We start from the raw sequence: 16,684 nt of genomic DNA on the forward strand, positions 1-16,684 counted from the left end.
AAACGCTTGGACCGCGCGGGTCCCCTCACGGAACACTGCGGATTCTGTCCTACAGGTCCGACAAAGCAGGGTTGGGATGGGATTGCCTGAATCGCGCAAAGGTTCGCCGGACAAAGGTCCGGTGCTCCTCGCACTTCGCTATTACGGACGGGAGTTGGCCCGCCTCCGGTGGCTGACGCTGCCCGCCATGCTGCTCCCGGCGCTGGGCAACATCGGCATCTTCTACATCGCGCCACTGGTCGTCGCGAAGCTCGTCGGCCGGATCGTCGGAGGCGGCCGCACCGACATCGGTTCGATGCTGCCGTACGTCCTCGGCTTCGCCGGGGTGCTGCTCTTCGCCGAGCTGCTGTGGCGCATCGGACTCCACTGCCTGAACCGTCTCGACGCCCGTGGCATCGAGCAGCTGTACGTCATCGGCATGGACGAACTGTTCGCCAAGGACGCCGCGTTCTTCCACGACAACTTCGCCGGATCGCTGACCAAGCGGGTGCTGAGCTTCGCCTCCCGCTTCGAGGAGTTCGTCGACACGCTGACGTTCTCGGTCATGGGCAGCTTCGTGCCGCTGGTCTTCGCCTCGGTGGTGCTGTGGCAGTACGAGCCGCTGCTCGTCGTCGGCCTCCTGGTCATGATCACACTGGCGGCGCTGTGCGTGACGCCGCTGATCCGCCGCCGCCAGGCGCTCGTCGCCCAGCGCGAGGAGGCGATCGCCCGGGTGTCGGGCCATGTCGCGGACAGCCTGATGAACATGGACACGGTCCGGGCGTTCGCCGCCGAGGAACGCGAGGCCGCCGAACACCGCTCCCGCGTCGCGGAGTCCCGGCGCCTCACACTGCGTTCGTGGGACTACGGAAACCTGCGCATCGACACCCTGGTCGCGCCGATGTCCGTACTGACCAACACCCTCGGACTGCTGCTCGCCATCGCTCTCGGCGCGGGGAACCACGGTGTGGAGGCGATCATCGTCACCTTCACCTACTACGCGAACGCGACACGGATCATGTTCGAGTTCAACCAGATCTACCGTCGCATGGAGAGCTCCATGACGGAGGCCGCGCAGTTCACCGAACTGCTGCTGACACCGTCGACCGTGCTGGACCCGGTGCATCCGGAGCCACTGCAGTCCGACAAGGCCGTCGACGTGCGGTTCGAGCGGGTGACCTTCGCCCACGGTGGAGCGAAGCCGCTCTTCGAGGGTCTCGACCTCGCCGTGCCGAGCGGGGCGAAGGTCGGCCTCGTCGGCAGGTCGGGCGGGGGCAAGACCACGCTCACCCGGCTGCTGCTGCGGATGACGGACATCGACGCCGGCCGCATTCTGATCGGAGGACAGGACATCAGCAGACTGTGCCAGGCCGACCTGCGCAGTCTGATCGCCTATGTGCCGCAGGATCCGGCCATGTTCCACCGCACACTGCGCGACAACATCGCCTTCGCCCGGCCGGACGCCACCGACGCAGAGATCCGCCGCGCGGCCGAGGCCGCGCACGTCACGGAGTTCGCCGACGCGCTTCCCGAAGGCTTCGACACCATGGTCGGCGAGCGTGGTGTGAAGCTGTCCGGCGGGCAGCGCCAGCGGGTCGCCCTCGCCAGGGCGATCCTGCGCGACGCGCCGATCCTGCTCCTGGACGAGGCGACCAGCGCGCTGGACTCGGAGAGCGAGATCCTCGTCCAGGACGCGCTGTGGCGGCTCATGGACGGCCGGACGGCCTTCGTGGTGGCGCACCGCCTGAGCACGGTCGCCACCATGGACCAGCTCGTCGTCCTCGACCGGGGCCGGATCGTCGAACAGGGCACACACCAGGAACTGCTCGCCACGGACGGCGCCTACGCGAAGCTGTGGCAGCACCAGTCGGGCGGCTTCCTCGACGACAACCCCGCCCGGGCGGCCGACCTGATCTGAAACCCGGCGCGGTGCGTACAGGTCCCTAGAGGTTCAGGCAGACCACGAGCAGGCAGAGCTCCGGCGGCTTCGTCGCGGCCGGAGCCGCCGGTGTGGTCGGAGCGGTGCCCGGCTGCGACGCTGCCGAGTCCGAGCCGGTGCCCTCGTTCTCGTCGGCGGCAGCGGGCGCTTGCGTCTGCGCAGGGCTCGTCTTCGCCGTGTCGGAGGACGCGGAAGCGGAGCCCGGGGAACCGCTCTGTCGCTGCGGGGCCGGCGCCGCCGTCGTGGGACGTGCGGCAGCCGTCCGCGTCTGGGTGCTCGGCGGCGCGGTGCGGACGGAGGCCGTGCTGTGCCGCTGCCGCGGGAGGTCGGGCGCGGGCGGCTGGGTGGAGGGCGTGGGCGCGGTGTCGTGCGGGGCGGGCGGTATCGACGTCGGGCGGGGGTCCTGCGCCGCCTCTTCGGCGATGGCGGTGCCCGGGTCCTCCGGTGCCGTGGCCGCCTGTGCGCGGTCGCCGCCCTGGCGGTCCATCGCGGACACGGTCAGACCGCCGCCCACCAGCGCGAAGGCGGTCGCCACCACGGCCCGGCGCCGGCTCTTCCTCCAGCGGGCCCGCTGGCGTCGCCGCGCCGCCCGCCCTTCGGGCGAGGGCACTTCACTCAGAGGATCCTCGGACGGGTCCTGCCACATGTCCTGGCCGTGGTCGGCCCCGACCGCCGTCGTGGGAGAGGCGGGGACGAAGCGACCGTGGTCGGTGACCGGGGCGATGTCCGGGGCGTAGGCGCCGCACCCGGGGCACACCAGGGCGCCGTTGAGATGCCGACGGCACGAGGAGCAGTAGTCCATCTCGGGTCTTCCTGAGTTGACATGCCGCCGGCCCACCGGGCCGCGGTTCGGTCGCGTTCGCGAACGTGATCGAGCGCCCCGCCACGCTAACGAAGCCCTCGAAAGGCTGTGCGCAGCCTGTGTGAGGCTCCTGTGGGGATTCACCGGGCAGTCGCGACGGCCTTGTGTCGAGTCGCGGCAGATCGTGCGGGGGCGCGTTTCAGACCCAGTTGACGTCCGCCCGGGCCAGCAGGGGATCGTCGACCAGTTCCCAGAGCGGTACGGCGAAGTTGCCGAGGCGGTAGCGGCCGCCGAAGTGCAGGCCGAGGACTCGGTGGTCCGTCAGGTCGAAGACCGGGGAGCCGCTGTTGCCGCCCAGGGTCGAGCAGTCGTGCTTCATCACCTGGCCGCCGGGGGTGAACTCCGTCGCCGTTCCCGGCTGGAGTCGCTTCACGTTGTAGACGTCCATGAAGATCCGCCGCATCGACTCGGGCTCGTTGCGGCGGCCGTCCCAGGCGGGGTAGCCGATCACGTACACCGGCCGGCCGGGCACGTTCGCGGGTGCGTCGGCCGCGACCGCGAGCGGGGTGGGGAGTGCGCCGCCGTCGGGCGGGGCGACCCGGAGCAGTGCCATGTCGACGTCCGGATGGATGCCGATCACCTCGGTGATCTCGTACGGGGGCGGGCCACCGACCGGCTCCGGGGTCGCGGACAGCTCCTCGCCCGGGTCGACGCGTGCGGACATGCCCTGCTGGAAGGACCAGCCGGCCTCTTCGGCGCGGCTGAACTCCACGGCCACGTGCCGGTTGGTCATCACCGTCGTCGGACCCACCAGGAAGGCGGTGCCGACCCAGTCCAGGCTCGGGTGGCCGGTCACCTCGACACGCCCCACGCGCGCGATCGACTCGCGGATCGCCGCCCGTCCCGCGTCCAGCACGGACCAGTCGCCGTCCTGCGCGGCGAAGTCCTGTCCCTGCACCAGGATCGCGGGCCTGCCCTCCAGGAGGACGATCGCCTCCACGCCGAAGTACTCGTCCTCGTCGATCTCGTCCGCGCGGCCACCGGCCAGCTTCTCCAGACCGGCGACACCGGCCTCCAGGACACGGGCCCTCTCCTCATGCGCGAAGCGGGAGATCTGGCCCGCCGGAGCCTCGTCCGGCGGCAGTTCCTCCACCGACTCGGAGATCTCCGCCTCCAGGTGCCCGCGCACCCGTGCGGCGACTCCGCGCAGATCGTCGAAGACCCGCTCGGGATCGGTCGCGACCGGCGATCCGTACCTCATCTCCCGCCACCTCCTCCTCGGTTCGTCACAAGGCCGGCCTCATAAGGCGGTTCTCACGCGGCCCACTCGTGGTCCTGCGGAGCCGTGGCCGACTGCGCTCGGGTGATCTCCTCGTACAACTCCACGCTGTTCTCGCGAAGATGGGCCAGGATCCGGCTCATCTGCGTGCCCACGTTCACGAACGCCGTCTTCCTGCCCTGGAAGTCGACCTCCTCCATCCGGCGGGTGCCGCGGTGGAGCGCCACGACCGTCCAGTCGTCGGTGAAGACCGGTGAACCGGACGATCCGCTGCGGGTGTCGGTGAAGTAGCGGACGTCGCGCTCGTCCGCCTGGAAGACAAGGTTGTTGCGCAGTGCGACCCGCTTGGGCTGTCCGCCGGGGTGCTGGATGATGTTCACCGCCACCGGTTCCGTGCCGTTCAGCAGCAGCGGCGCGGTCGCGATCCGCAGCATCGGCCGCGGCTCCGGCCCGTCCGAGAGCCGCAGGACCGCGTAGTCGAGCGCCTCGTCCCAGGCGATCAGGGCGCCCGCCGTCACCTCCTCGGTCTCCGTCTCGTCGGCGCCGTAGTCGAAGCGCGAACGGGAATTGGCCACCTGGAGCCGGAGATCCTCCTCGGCCACCTGCGGCCGTGCCCCGGGCGAGCGGGTACGGGCGTACACCACATGGTGGTTGGTGATCAGCAGCCCCGGGGCGATGATCCAGCCGGTACCGGCGTGCGGATAGGCGGGCTGCTGGGGCCGGCCGGACTCGTACGGCGGGACCTTCAGACGCGCCACCGAGGCGCCGGCCAGGACGCCGCCGTGCAGGAACTCGAACGGCACGGTGTCGTCCCGGAAGATGATCTCCTCCTTGGTCTCGCCGGGCATCATCTCCGGTGGCAGGTCCGGCTCCCCCGCGGCGTCGCGCGCCACGTTGTCCAGGGCACGCTGGAGCACGGTCAGCGGGCCCGCCTCGACGGTCTGGGCGATGGCGTTGCGCAGCCAGACCTCCAGCGGCACCGTCCCGTCGATCAGCCGCTCCACCTGGTTCATCGTGTGCAGGTCGGAGTGGAGCTGCCGCAGCGGGGTGTCCATCGTGGGCAGACTCGCCCTGAAGTGCGCGGTCGTGCCCGCGAAGAGCAGGGGTCGTACGGTGTTCTCGGCGAGCCCCGCGTCCAGTGCGGCGTTGCGGACCCGTACGACGTCCTCGGGGGAGAGGTACGGATCGCTGCGCACCGCCGCCTCGGCCGCGTCCGGCGGCGGCTGCGACCACAGTCCCGTACCGCTCCCGGCCCCGCCGGGTTCCGTGATCGGGCCGCGCGCGGGGGAACCCGCGTCCATGGCGGCCGCCACCCCCTCGACCAGATCGCCGCTCCGGTCGCGGAGCATGAGCGCCCGCCACGCGAGACTGTCCAGGGTGCCGCGTCTGTGTGCCTCCCACAGGGCCTGCTCCACCGTCGTGTACGGCGGGTCGGGTGAGCCCACGGCACCGGGCCCCGCTGCTCCTGCCGCGGGCTGCTGCGGCTGCGGCGAGGCTCCCGCCGCCGATTCCAGGATCCGCGTCAGGGGTTCACGCAGTTGTGGCTCGTCGACCATGGCGGTCTCGATCCAGCGGGCGAGGGCGTCGACCACCGCCTCGTCGTCGGCCGGGAGACCCACGAGCCGCAGAGTGTGCTCCAGGAGCTGCGGATCGACCCGGGAGGCCGTGGCGGCCGCGGCCCGGGCCAGGGCCGGCTGCCGGGCCAGCTCCGCGTCCGGCATACCGCGCAGGGCGCCGGCGAGACGGGCGTCCGTCTCGGCGGAATTCTCGTCGGAGAGCACGGCCAGCCGCGACCTGGCGACCAGGACGCCCATCGACTCATGGGCGAGGCCGAGGCCGGCCGCCAGGTCCTCCGCCTCCTGCAGATCGCGGTCGGCGTCCGCGAAGTCGCCCTCGTCCTGGGCGAGACGGGCCGAGATCTGCAGCAGCTCCAGCTGCATCTCCGAGCACCCGGCCTCCTCCGCCCGGTCCACGGCCCCCTCGGCCGTCTCCCGAGCCTCGGCCAGCCGCCCGGACCTGGCCAGTGTCTCCACCAGGAGCCCGTGCAGCCTGCTGCACGGAGTCCAGGGCCGGCGTTCGGCCAGCCGCTCCGACGCCGCCTCCACGTACCCCTGGGTGAGCAGGTCCTCGACCTCCCGGGCGGCGATCCGCTCCCAGTCCTCCTGGTCGGCCTCGGCCATGATCCGGTCCGGTACGTGTCCGCCGATCTTCCCCAGCAGGAAGGCGGCCGAACGCGCCGGCATGTCCCGGTCCGCCCCGACCAGGTGCCCGGAGACGCCCGACTCCCAACGCCGTTCCACCGCACGGGGGTTCTGGCCGAGACGGAGCCGGTGGTAGATCTCCTCGGCGCGGGCGGCGGCGCCTTCACGGGCGGAGTAGAACTCCACCGCGCGATGGTCGACGGCCCGCATCAGATCCGTACGCGCGCTGTCGGAGAGCCTCAGCATGATCGAGCGCAGATCCACCCGGTGCCGTACGGCCTGCGGCCCCGCCGACTCCATCAGGTCGGCCCGCGAGACCAGCCGTCCGAAGAGGGTGCGGGCCTCCTGCGGCGAGGTGACATGGAGTCCGGCGGGCTCGGCGAGGACGTCCTGGATGAGCTCCGGGGTGATGACCCGCAGGGCCAGACCCGCCTGCACCAGGTCGCGGACCGCGTCGTCCGCGATGTGCTTCAGGATCCGGTCGTACAGCGTGCCCTGGATGAGCATCTGGTCGACCTGGTGGTGGAACCAGCGCTTGCGCGAGGGCAGGCTCGACAGGAGGCCGCCGAGCGACTCGGACCGCGCGCCCAGGATCACGGCGGTCCGGGCGGCCAGCTTCAGGCTGAGGGGATGGCCACCGACCCGGTCGGCGAGGTCACGTGCCACCGACTCGTCCTCCACGCCGGAGGCCATCAGCAGGTCGACGGCGGCCTGCTGGTCCAGTTCGCCGAGCTCCATGGTGCGGAGCGTGAGGACCCTGGCGGGGTGGTCGATGGGGGCCCGTCCGGAGACGATGTACCGCAGCCGTGGGTAGGTGGCGCGCAGGGCGGTCCAGATCGCCCACATACGGCCGACGACCGGTGAACCGCGGTACTGCGCCTCCTCGAAGGAGTCGAGAGCGATGACCAGCGGCGGGTCCATCGCGCCCGCCGGACCGCGTACGGCCTCGGCGACGAGCTCGGCCACCTTCTGCGCGAGCTCCTGTTCACGGGCGCTGGCCCGGGAGTGGAACCCGGCGGAGTAGTCGCGGCCGAGGGTCGCCCGGGTGGTGGAGAGCTGGAACAGCTCGTCCAGCTGGTTGCGTTCGCCCCGCTGGGAGGCGGCGGTCTCCTCGCACTCGTCCGCGAGTGCGTCGAACGCGGCGCGGTGGCGCGGGTACTGGATGCCGAGCTGGCGGGCGAACTCGGCGATCATGGTGGCGGGTTCGTGGATGGAGAGCGTCGGCCGCTCGAAGTCGATGTAGACGAAGGGGAATCCGGCGGGCGAGTCGTGGAGGCTGTCGACGAGGAACTTGGCGAGCAGCGTGCTTTTGCCGACGCCCCCCACGCCGTGGATGAGGACGGGTGGCTCGGCGGGCTCGGCGGGCAGGTCGATGTAGGAGCGCAGGGAGTCGAGTTCGCGCTGCCGCCCGTGGACGGTCTCCCGGATCAGCCGCTCCATCGGCTGCAGCAGACGTGCCCGTTCCAGGCGGTGCTGTACGTCGTCCACATCGGGCAGCCCGGTAGTGCCGGGGACCCGGCTCAGCCACAGCACGGCCTGCAGCGTGTCCGCGAGCCCTTCGACGTCCTGCGGCAGTCCTGCGGCGGGAGCGACACCGGACGGGGCGACACCGGACGGAGCGACACCGGACAGGTCGGATGCGACCCCCGGCAGGCCCGGGGACAGGTCCCGAGAGCCGGCGGACAGGTCTGGAGAGACCCTGGACAGGTCCGGAGGCGCCCCGGACGGGGAGGGAGCGTCCGTCGGCGTGTCGGGCAGCACGCCGGCCAGCAGGGCGAGCGCCGCGCGCTCGGGTCCGGGACCTTCCGGGGCGAGCGCGATGTTGGCCTCCAGGGCGCGCCGGGCGGCCTCGGGGCCCGCGAGTCCGCTCAGCGTCAGCTCGCGGATCTCCGGCTTCAGGGTCCAGGACGGCGAGGGGTGTGAGGGCAGGGCCGTGCAGTCGTCGACAAGGGCGAGGGCGGCCCGCCCCGTGGGCCCGCTCTCGTCCGGCAGCAGCAGCCGGGTGGGGTCGAAGGCGTCGAGGAGGCAGGCCGCCTCCCGGTAGGCGGCGCGCAGTTGGGCGGGTGCGGGCGGGGGCGACCCTGTCGTGTCCCGCATGCCCCGGTGGAGCACTCCGGTGAGGTCGCCGCCGGGGGTGAGGGAGCGCGAGAGCCGTACCGTCGCCTCCACCGCCGTGCACACCCGGCGCATGTAACTGTCGCCGGAACCAGGGGTGTCGACCGCCCGGAGGACCTCGGTCACCGCCACGTCCACCAGCGCGGGTATCGCCGCGGAGTCCGACGCGGGACGCTCCTGGGTGAAGAACTCCCGGAAGAACTCCCGCAGATCGTCCTCCTCGACGACGCGGGCCGTGTCCCGACATTCGTTCTTGCGTATGTCGTAAGGGAGTTGGCGCATGGTGGGCGAGTAGCCCAGGAGGACGAGCCGGGGTACGGAGTCCTTCCGTACCGGTGTGTGCTCGTAGACGGCGAGCGCCAGTTTGCCGATGCAGTCCCAGACGTCCGCGTTCGGATCGAGCTTGTCGCACTCGTCGAGTACCAGCCAGAACTGTTCCTCGGAGGCGGTCGCCCGGCTGACGATCCGGTGCACGGCGTCGTCGATCGCGGGCAGTGGATCGTTCAACTGTGTGGGGTTCAACGGCATCCGGTCCGCACCGGGCGGGGACACGAAGTCGTCGAGCCGCTCCACCAGACGCGCGGCCGTCGAGGTGCGCGAGAGGGTCACCCGTACGGGACGGAAGCCGCAGTGCTGCCCGAGATGCCGGATGAGGTGGTACGAGTACGAGCGCCCGCTGTCGGGCTCGCCGTCCACGACCAGGACCGTCTGCTCCGGGTCGGCGACGAAGGCGCGGAGCTTCTCGCGCAGTTCGTGCCGGTCGATGAACACCTCGGTCCCGTTGGCGAGGACAAGGGTGCGGAAGGGGTCCTGGGCGGAGTGCAGCACCGCTTCGTCCTCCCGCAGCCGTGTCAGCAGGATCCTCGCCTCGGCGTTGCCCGCGCCGGTGAGGGCGTCGAGCCCGGCCAGCACGTCGAGGAGCCGGCGCTGGTGGGCGACGTCCCGGCGCGCCGCGCAGACGACCGTCCGCGCGTTCTCGTCGCGGTCCGGCGTGAGCTCGAGATCCGCGACGAAATCCTGCGAGAGGCCACTGTGCCGCAGTCGGGTGAGGGGATCGGGGGTGTCGAGAAGGTACTCCCGCACCCAGCTCGTGACGAGTCCCCATTCCGTTTCGCTGAGCGGCATACGGCACCTGCCCGGCCGTCCCTCCGGGAAGCCGGGGACGGACTGACTGACTGACTGAAACCTGCCAGCACAATCGTTTCACCGGGCAGGGACCGTGGCAAACGGGCGATCCGCCGGCGGCCCGGTCAGCCCTGCATCGCGATGTCGTCGAACGACTCCAGCCGCCGCCAGCGGTCCTCCGGCGCCCGCGTCGGAGGCATCAGATCGACATCGGGCAGCGGCCCGAACTCCAACTCGGTGATCTCCGCGATGTCCGAGACCGGTACCTGGTACGTCCGGTACGGGCCGAGCGGGGGCGGCGCGCCCGCCTTCGCACCGGCGAGCGCCCGTTCGGCGTCCCGGCTCAGATCGGGGCTCTGGTCGAGGACGTACGCGGTCGATGCCAGCGCCCCGTCCTGCATGAACGCGGCCACCTTCCAGAAGCGCAGCGGCACCTGCACCCCCCGGTAGGGCGGGTCCGAGTCGTGCAGCACCGGACCGGTGAGTACGGTCAGCTTCCGGTCGAACTCGGCCGCGTGGTCGAGCAGATAGTTCTCCAGGCCCTGCCAGAGCTGCTTTCCCTGATTGAAGACGTCCGACTGCGGGGCGGCGTTCGTGTAGTGGAACGTGTCGGTGTTGGCCCGGCCGGCCACCGCGGGCGTGCCCCACACCGGATCGAGCCTGCGCACCAGATGCCCGCGGTCCAGGCTGTTGTTCCGGTAGATGTCGTTGCCGGCCTGGTGCTCCTCGGGCAGTCGCGGGTCGAACTCCCAGACGTCGTCCCGGGGTACGTCCTCGGCGAGTTGCGAGCCCTCGATGCAGACCGCGGTCGAGGCGGCGAGCCGCCGGTCCGGCCGGAAGACCACGGTGAAATGGGTGTACGGGAGTGTCACCGTCTCCACCGAGGTGCGGACGGGCACGGGCAGCGGCACGACGGGACCGAGGAAGTTCTCGTCGTATCCGGTCCGGTCGGCGAGCGAGTCCCGGCGGGGTCCGCCCGCTCGGGGAGGCGGTGGAGAGGACGGGGGATCGGTCTGTTTCATACGATGTAAGTACCGCGCATGAAGGGTCGCGCTCGGCACCGGGCCGCAGGCCACTCGATCAGCCGCCTCCCGGAGCCTCCCTCCCTCACCCCCTAGGAGGCACCCCATGCCCGCCGGACTGTCCATCCACGTAGGACTCAACAAGGTCGACCCCGACGCCTACGACGGTTGGGACGGCGCCCTCGTGGCCTGCGAGAACGATGCCCACGACATGGCCAGGATCGCCCGCGCCGCGGGCTTCTCCGACACCGTCCTGCTGACCGCCGACTGCACCGTCGACAACGTGACCGCGGCGCTGCGCCAGGCGGCGGCCAAGCTCGCCCCCGACGACATCCTGCTCTTCACCTACTCGGGTCACGGCGGGCAGATGCCCGACGTCACCGGGCCGGACGACGAACCGGACGAACTCGACGAGACCCTCGTGCTGTACGACCGGCAGTTCCTGGACGACGAGGTGCACCAGGAGTTCCGGGGGTTCGCCGACGGCGTCCGGATCTTCGCCCTGCTCGACTGCTGCCACAGCGGCAGCGCCATCGAGCTGCCCGGAGCGGCCCAGCCCGAGACCGGTATCCGGCTGATGCCCGTACCGAAGCAGCAGGAGATCTTCGAGCGGGACAAGGCGTTCTTCGAGGAGCTCCAGCGCTCCCTGCGGAAGGCTTCCCCCGACGGAGAGGCCGCCGGACCGCCGGCGATCCTCATCTCGGCCTGCCAGGACAACCAGGTCGCCTCCGACGGCCCGGTCAACGGTGCCTTCACCGAGGCGCTGCTCGGCGTCTGGGGCGAGGGCGCCTTCCGAGGCGGATACCGGCCCTTCCACCGCGCGATCCAGGGCAAGCTGCCATCCACGCAGAGCCCGAACCTCTACACGACGGGAAACCCCACGTCCGCGTTCCTGAGCCAGAAGCCGTTCACGGTGTGACCGTCGGACCTTCCGGGGCGCGTCAGCCGCGGAGCGCGGTCGCCAGCTGCGCCCGCGAGCGGACGTCCAGCTTCTGGTAGATCCGGGTGAGGCGCGCCTCGACCGTCTTCACGCTCAGATACAGCTTGGCCGCCGCCTCCTGGTTGCTCGCCCCCTGGCCGACCAGGTGCGCAAGCCGCAACTCCGCGTCCGTCAGGGAGGAGAGCGCCGACGGGGCCTCCTCGGTCGCGGGCGTCTCGCTCGTCAGAGCCAGCCAGGGGGCCGCTCCGGCGCGCTCGAACACGACCGCCGCCGACTGGAGGGCGCTGTGCGCCGCCGACCGGCGACGGCGCCGCCGCTCCACCCGCGCCAGCGCGATCAGCGCCCTGCCGTGCTCCAGCGGCAGCCCGGCCTCGGCGTACCGTTCGGCGGTGCGGGCGAGCAGCTCCGCCGCCTCGTCCGTCTTCCCGCACGTCGCCAGATACTGCGCGTACGCCCGGTCGCAGCCGAGAAGTACCGTCGTACGGCCCAGCCGCTCCGCGACCGGACGTACCTCGGCCAGCAGCTCCGCCGCCTCCCGCGCCGCGTCGTTGGCGAGCAGCGCCTCGGCCAGCTCCTCGTGCCAGCGCAGCATCGACGGGTCGACGGTCGACTGGGCCCGCTCGTTGGCCTGCACCCGCCGCAGGGTCTCCAGGGCCGAGGCGACATCCCCGTTGACCAACTGGACGCGGCCCAGCGCGTACAGGCTGCGGGAGAGGAAGACCCGGTCGCCCTCCTCTTCCGAGGCCTGGACGCTGCGCCGCGCATAGCTCGCCGCCCGCCCGAAGCTTCCGCCGGCCGTCTCCGCGAGCGCCAGCGTGTACCAGGCGGGACCGGGGGAGAGGCCCGCCTCCAGGGTCAGTGCCAGGGACTGCCCGGCATGGACGAGCGCCGCCGGGCACGCCCCGATGCGCGACTCGATCGCGGCCAGCGTCGAGAACAGCTCGATGGTGTCCTCCACCGAACCACGCCGCTGCACCAGCGGGAGGAGCGCGTTCAGCTGGTCCCGGGCGTCGATCAGCCGATCGTCGAAAAGGGCGTGACGGATCGTCAGGATCTGGGCGGCGTTGCGGATTCCGAGCGGGCGCTCGGCCATCTCCAGACCGCGGGCCTGGGCGAGCACCGACTCCGCGTCCGAGGCCCCCAGTGCCCGGTCCATCCGCGCCTGTACGGTCAGGGCCTGGGCGGCCGTCCGGGGATCGCCCATCGAGGCGGCCAGCGCGGCGGATTCGACGGCCGCGGCCCGTGAGCGCAGTGGATCCCCGTCCGCCAGCACGTACTTGACGGCCAGCCGGAGCAGCACGCCCGCCCGGAGCGCGGTGTCGCCCTCGGAATCCTCCATCGCGTGGACGTACATCTCGTCGAGCCCGGTGAGGCCCTGGCCAGCGGTGTCGAGGACGGCGAGCCTGGCGCGTACCCGGTCGGACGGGGCCGCGTCCCGGGCCAGCAGATCGCTCGCCGCCCGCATCGCGAGATCGGCCCGCGCGGCCCGGGCGGCCTCCTCGGCGGCATCGACGAGCCGTCCGATCCGCTGCGCGCCGTGCTGGACCGGGGTCGACTCGGCGGCGAGCAGGGCCAGTTCGGCGGCGAGCGCGCTGTTGCCGCGGCGCCGGGCGAGATCGGCGGCGGCGGCGACCTCGGCGGCGAGGGCCTCGTCGGGGATGTCCGTGGCCAGCGCCCGGTGCCGTACCGCTTCGACGGAGTCGTCGACGACCCCGGCGAGCGCGGCGTGCCCGGCGCTGCGCTCGGCCCAGCAGGCGTCGTGGACCAGGGTGGAAGGGAGCAGCCCGGCGGTGAAGGCGACCGTGCCGTCCTCGGCGAGGGAGACCAGGTCGGCTCGCTCGGCGGCCGCGAGGTCCGCCTCCGCGTTCGGCCGTCCGGCCCGGCGTATCAGTGCCGCCGTCGGGCGCAGGGCCAGCGCGGCGAACAGGAGTGTCTCGCGGACGTCGGGCGGCGCCGTGCCGAGGAGCTGCCGGGCCAGATCGCGGGCCCGCCCGGAGAGTGTGAGCGCCTCGGCGTGGTGCACCGGGGTGCGGGCGTCGGCCAGCGAGCGGCCCACGGCGAGCGCGAGGCGGGGGTTGCCGCCGCTCGCCTTGTGGATGCGGCCGGCCATCCGGGAGGGCAGCCGGTGGTGGATGAGCAGCGCGGCGATCTCGTCGGCGTGCAGCGCCGGTACGAGCAGGATGTCGGCCTCCGACGGCACCCACAGGTGGGTGTCGTGCACGTCCTCGGAGCCGTACGCCTCCGGGGTCTCGACCGCGACGACCCGCAGCGCGGGCGGGGCGAGATGGAGGGCGAAGCGCAGCAGGTCGGCGCTGTCCGCGTCGATGTGCTGCACGCCGTCGACGACGAGCAGGGCGGGGCCGCGCGCGGTGAGGGCACGCAGGATCTGGGCGATGCCGAGACGCAGGGCGATCGGGTCCCAACCGCCGTCGTGCAGCGGCGCCTCGCGGCAGAGCATGGCGACGGCTGTCCGCTGAGGTCCGGGCAGTCCGTCGAAGACACCTGAGGTGGTGACCGGGCCGACGGCCGCGCGGAAGGCTTCGGGCTCCTCGGTGGGTCCGAGGCGGTCGCCCGTGGGACCGCCGGCGGAGGCGAGCTCGGGGCGGGGGGCGGGGATCTCGCGGAGCCCCGCGACGTCGGCCGGGCCGGTCGGGGTGGAGAGGCCGGTCTGGCCGGACGTGCCCGTCGGCGCGGCGGGGAGCAGCGTGCCGGAGGCCGCCGCACCCGGCCAGGTCACCGTCGAGGCCACCGAGGCGACGAGGGCGGCGGCCACCGCGCCCGGAATGTCACGGTCGGCCGGAAGTGTCGGCAGCCACAGGACGGTTTCGCCGCGGGCTTCAGCGCGGGCCGCCTCCGCGAGGGCAACCTCGGTCTTGCCGACGCCCGCGGGTCCGGTGAGCAGGGCGCGTCCGCGTGTGTGCAGGACGCGTTCGAGCCGGGAGAGCAGTTCCTCCCGGCCCACCGGTGCCGGGGGACCTCCCACGCCCGCGGGGCGCAGGGGGAGGTGCGGCGCTGTCGTCACGTGTCCACCACCCTCCGGCCCTCGGGCCCTGCCCGTGAGCCCCGTGGGGCAGAGAATACGGAGCGTACGCGCGCAGTCCAGGCCTCTTGTCCGGCATACGGACAGCCGGCCTCGGGCACCACGCCAGGACGCGCCCGTGGTGTAGACCACGAGCGCGTCGCTGACCAGCAATGATGCTGATGTGGGGGGTGGTTCAGGTGGGAACTAGAAGGTGAGGTTCCACGAGTCGATGTAGCCGGTGTCACCCGATGCCACGTCGCGGACCTGCAGCTTCCAGGTTCCGTTGGCGACCTCGCTCGACGCGTCGACCGTGTACGTGGTCAGAACGTTGTCGGCGCTGTCGGAGCCGCTGGACGCCTTCAGGTTGCGCACCGTGCCGTCGGGGGCGATCAGGTCGATGACCAGGTCCCCGCGCCAGGTGTGCTTGATGTCCACGCCGACCTTGAGGGCGGCGGGGGCGTTGCCGGTGCGGCCGGTGACGGCGATCGAGGACGACACGGTGGTGTTGTCGGAGATCGTCACGTTGGTCGCGTTGGTGAAGACGTTGCCCGCCGGCGGGGTCGTGCCGGTCACCGCGTCCACGGTCTTGGCCGTGTCGGCGATGCCGGTGCCGCAGCCGCCGGTGCAGGTGCCCGGCAGCGGACGGGCGTTGGCCTTGATCGCGGACTCGATCTCGGCCGGGGTGAGGCTGCTCTTCGCCGACTTCAGCAGGGCGGCGAGGCCGGCGATGTGCGGCGCGGCCATCGAAGTGCCCTGGTAGGGCTTGTAGTTCTCGGCCGACTGGGTCGTCGTACCCGAGTTCAGCGTGGAGTGGATGCCGTTCTCGGGGGTGGTGATGGTGCCGGGCGTGTCGGTCGCGCGGCGGGTCTCGCCGCCCGGCGCGGCCACGTCCACGATGGTGCCGTAGTTCGAGTAGAACGAACGGTTGCCCTCGCGGCTGGTGGACGCCACGGTGATGACGTTCGAGCAGTTCGCGGGGGTGAAGCCGGAGGTGTTGGCGTTGCTGTTGCCCGCGGCGACGACGACGGTGGTACCGCGCGAGACGGCGCCGTTGATCGCGTTCTGGTAGACGCTCGGGCAGGTCGAGCTGGCGCCGCCCAGGCTCAGGTTGATGACCTTCGCCGGGGTCGCGTTGGCGGCGACGCCCGGCACGGTGCCGCCGGACGCCCAGGTGATGGCGTCGGCGATGTCCGCGGAGGAACCGCCGCACTTGCCGAGGACGCGGACGGGCTGGATCTTCGCGTTGTACGCGATGCCCGCGATGCCCTTGGTGTTGTTGGTGACCGCACCGATGGTGCCGGCCACGTGGGTGCCGTGCCAGGAGGAGTTGGAGGCCTTGGAGCCGACACCGCACTCGTTGTCGGTCGCGTTCCAGTCGCCCTCGTCCTTGGCGTCCGCGTCACGGCCGTTGCCGTCGCGGGCGTCGGCGGAGGTGGAGATGAAGTCGTAGCCGGCGACGACGTTGGTCGCCAGGTCCGAGTGGGCCGCGTAGCCGGTGTCGATCACGGCGACCGTGACACCGGAGCCGGTCGTCTTGTCCCAGGCCGGCGGAACGTTCATGCCGCCGGTGGCCTCGAAGAGGTCCCACTGCTTGGTGTAGTCCGTGTCGTTCGGGGTGACCGCCATCGCGTACGCGCGGATGTCGGGCTCCACGGAGGCGACCGAGGGGTCGGCGCGGAAGGCGTCCATGACCTCGGTGACGTCCTGCTTCGTGGCGCTGTCGCCCAGGTCGACCAGCGCGGCACCGCCGGCGAGGCGGCGCTCGAAGGCGAGGCTCTCGCCGGTCTCGGCGCCCTTGGCGGCCGCGTCGCTCTTGGCGGCGGCGTTCGAACCGGCCTCGGCGGTCTTGGACTTGTAGGTGACGATGACCTTCTCGACCGGGGCGCTGGGAAGCGCGGTCATCGTCTGGGAAGCCGGAGCCGGCTTCGGGGTCGCAGCGGCCGGGGCGGCGGCGAACGCCCCGGAGGAGGTGGCAGCGGCGCCGACGATCGCGGCACTCGCGACCACGACGGATATGACTCTCCGCCTGGAACTGTTCAAGGTGTTCCCTTTCAAGCACGACGTAGGTGCGGAGCAGTGGCGGCGGCGCGGGAACGGGGTGCGACGTGGGGTTGCGGTCCGCCGGTCCCTGGGCTTGGGGGGCCCGTGCGCCGCCACCGGCGCGACGGCCCGGGTCAAGGCCGTCACCGGCGGACACCACCCTCGTCCCCTCATGCACCTGACAGGCGACCTGATCACCTGCGGGGGGCGTGGTTCGGGG

At 72.0% G+C, this 16,684-nt stretch carries 8 protein-coding genes; 2 read left to right on the forward strand and 6 right to left on the reverse strand.

Going from position 1 to position 16,684, the window contains the following annotated elements:
* The first annotated feature begins 76 nt into the window (after positions 1-76).
* Complete coding sequence (locus tag ACFC0D_RS16715) at positions 77-1,897, forward strand: ABC transporter ATP-binding protein (protein ID WP_376435793.1); 1,821 nt, start codon at positions 77-79, stop codon at positions 1,895-1,897.
* Positions 1,898-1,922: 25 nt separating this feature from the next.
* Here ACFC0D_RS16715 and ACFC0D_RS16720 read toward each other — a convergent pair whose 3' ends face one another.
* The 4 genes from ACFC0D_RS16720 to ACFC0D_RS16735 all read right to left on the reverse strand — a co-directional run bounded on the left by ACFC0D_RS16720 (position 1,923) and on the right by ACFC0D_RS16735 (position 10,462).
* On the reverse strand, positions 1,923-2,720 hold the full coding sequence (locus tag ACFC0D_RS16720; RefSeq protein ID WP_376435796.1) for a hypothetical protein: 798 nt from the start codon (positions 2,718-2,720) through the stop codon (positions 1,923-1,925).
* Between the two features lie 199 nt (positions 2,721-2,919).
* Entirely contained in the window at positions 2,920-3,981 is a 1,062-nt protein-coding gene (locus ACFC0D_RS16725) for a trypsin-like serine peptidase (RefSeq protein WP_376435799.1), read from the reverse strand.
* Positions 3,982-4,034: 53 nt separating this feature from the next.
* A complete protein-coding gene (locus tag ACFC0D_RS16730; RefSeq protein ID WP_376435802.1) occupies positions 4,035-9,440 on the reverse strand; it encodes a trypsin-like peptidase domain-containing protein in 5,406 nt (1,801 codons plus the stop codon).
* A 125-nt stretch (positions 9,441-9,565) separates the two neighbouring features.
* Positions 9,566-10,462 carry a DNA/RNA non-specific endonuclease gene (locus ACFC0D_RS16735; RefSeq protein ID WP_376435805.1) on the reverse strand — a complete coding sequence of 299 codons (897 nt, stop codon included), beginning with the start codon at positions 10,460-10,462 and terminating at the stop codon, positions 9,566-9,568.
* A 106-nt stretch (positions 10,463-10,568) separates the two neighbouring features.
* Here ACFC0D_RS16735 and ACFC0D_RS16740 point away from each other — a divergent pair, with 106 nt between their 5' ends.
* Positions 10,569-11,381 carry a caspase domain-containing protein gene (locus ACFC0D_RS16740; RefSeq protein WP_376435808.1) on the forward strand — a complete coding sequence of 271 codons (813 nt, stop codon included), beginning with the start codon at positions 10,569-10,571 and terminating at the stop codon, positions 11,379-11,381.
* A 22-nt stretch (positions 11,382-11,403) separates the two neighbouring features.
* Here the strand turns inward: ACFC0D_RS16740 and ACFC0D_RS16745 are convergent, their stop codons facing one another.
* The gene (locus ACFC0D_RS16745) at positions 11,404-14,424 is read right to left on the reverse strand and encodes an AAA family ATPase (RefSeq protein ID WP_376435811.1); all 3,021 of its coding nucleotides are present in this window, start codon (positions 14,422-14,424) and stop codon (positions 11,404-11,406) included.
* Positions 14,425-14,628: 204 nt separating this feature from the next.
* A complete protein-coding gene (locus ACFC0D_RS16750) occupies positions 14,629-16,326 on the reverse strand; it encodes a S8 family serine peptidase (protein WP_376435871.1) in 1,698 nt (565 codons plus the stop codon).
* Positions 16,327-16,684 lie beyond the last annotated feature (358 nt).

The sequence above is a fragment of the Streptomyces sp. NPDC056222 genome (assembly GCF_042264065.1).
GTDB lineage: Bacteria > Actinomycetota > Actinomycetes > Streptomycetales > Streptomycetaceae > Streptomyces.

What these genes read in the sequence shown, in the direction of transcription:
- ACFC0D_RS16750 (WP_376435871.1), bottom strand. Translation starts at nt 16,326, where the DNA reads ATGACCGCGCTTCCCAGCGCCCCGGTCGAGAAGGTCATCGTCACCTAC.
- ACFC0D_RS16720 (WP_376435796.1), bottom strand. Translation starts at nt 2,720, where the DNA reads ATGGACTACTGCTCCTCGTGCCGTCGGCATCTCAACGGCGCCCTGGTG.
- ACFC0D_RS16730 (WP_376435802.1), bottom strand. Translation starts at nt 9,440, where the DNA reads ATGCCGCTCAGCGAAACGGAATGGGGACTCGTCACGAGCTGGGTGCGG.
- ACFC0D_RS16715 (WP_376435793.1), top strand. Translation starts at nt 77, where the DNA reads ATGGGATTGCCTGAATCGCGCAAAGGTTCGCCGGACAAAGGTCCGGTG.
- ACFC0D_RS16740 (WP_376435808.1), top strand. Translation starts at nt 10,569, where the DNA reads ATGCCCGCCGGACTGTCCATCCACGTAGGACTCAACAAGGTCGACCCC.
- ACFC0D_RS16725 (WP_376435799.1), bottom strand. Translation starts at nt 3,981, where the DNA reads ATGAGGTACGGATCGCCGGTCGCGACCGATCCCGAGCGGGTCTTCGAC.
- ACFC0D_RS16735 (WP_376435805.1), bottom strand. Translation starts at nt 10,462, where the DNA reads ATGAAACAGACCGATCCCCCGTCCTCTCCACCGCCTCCCCGAGCGGGC.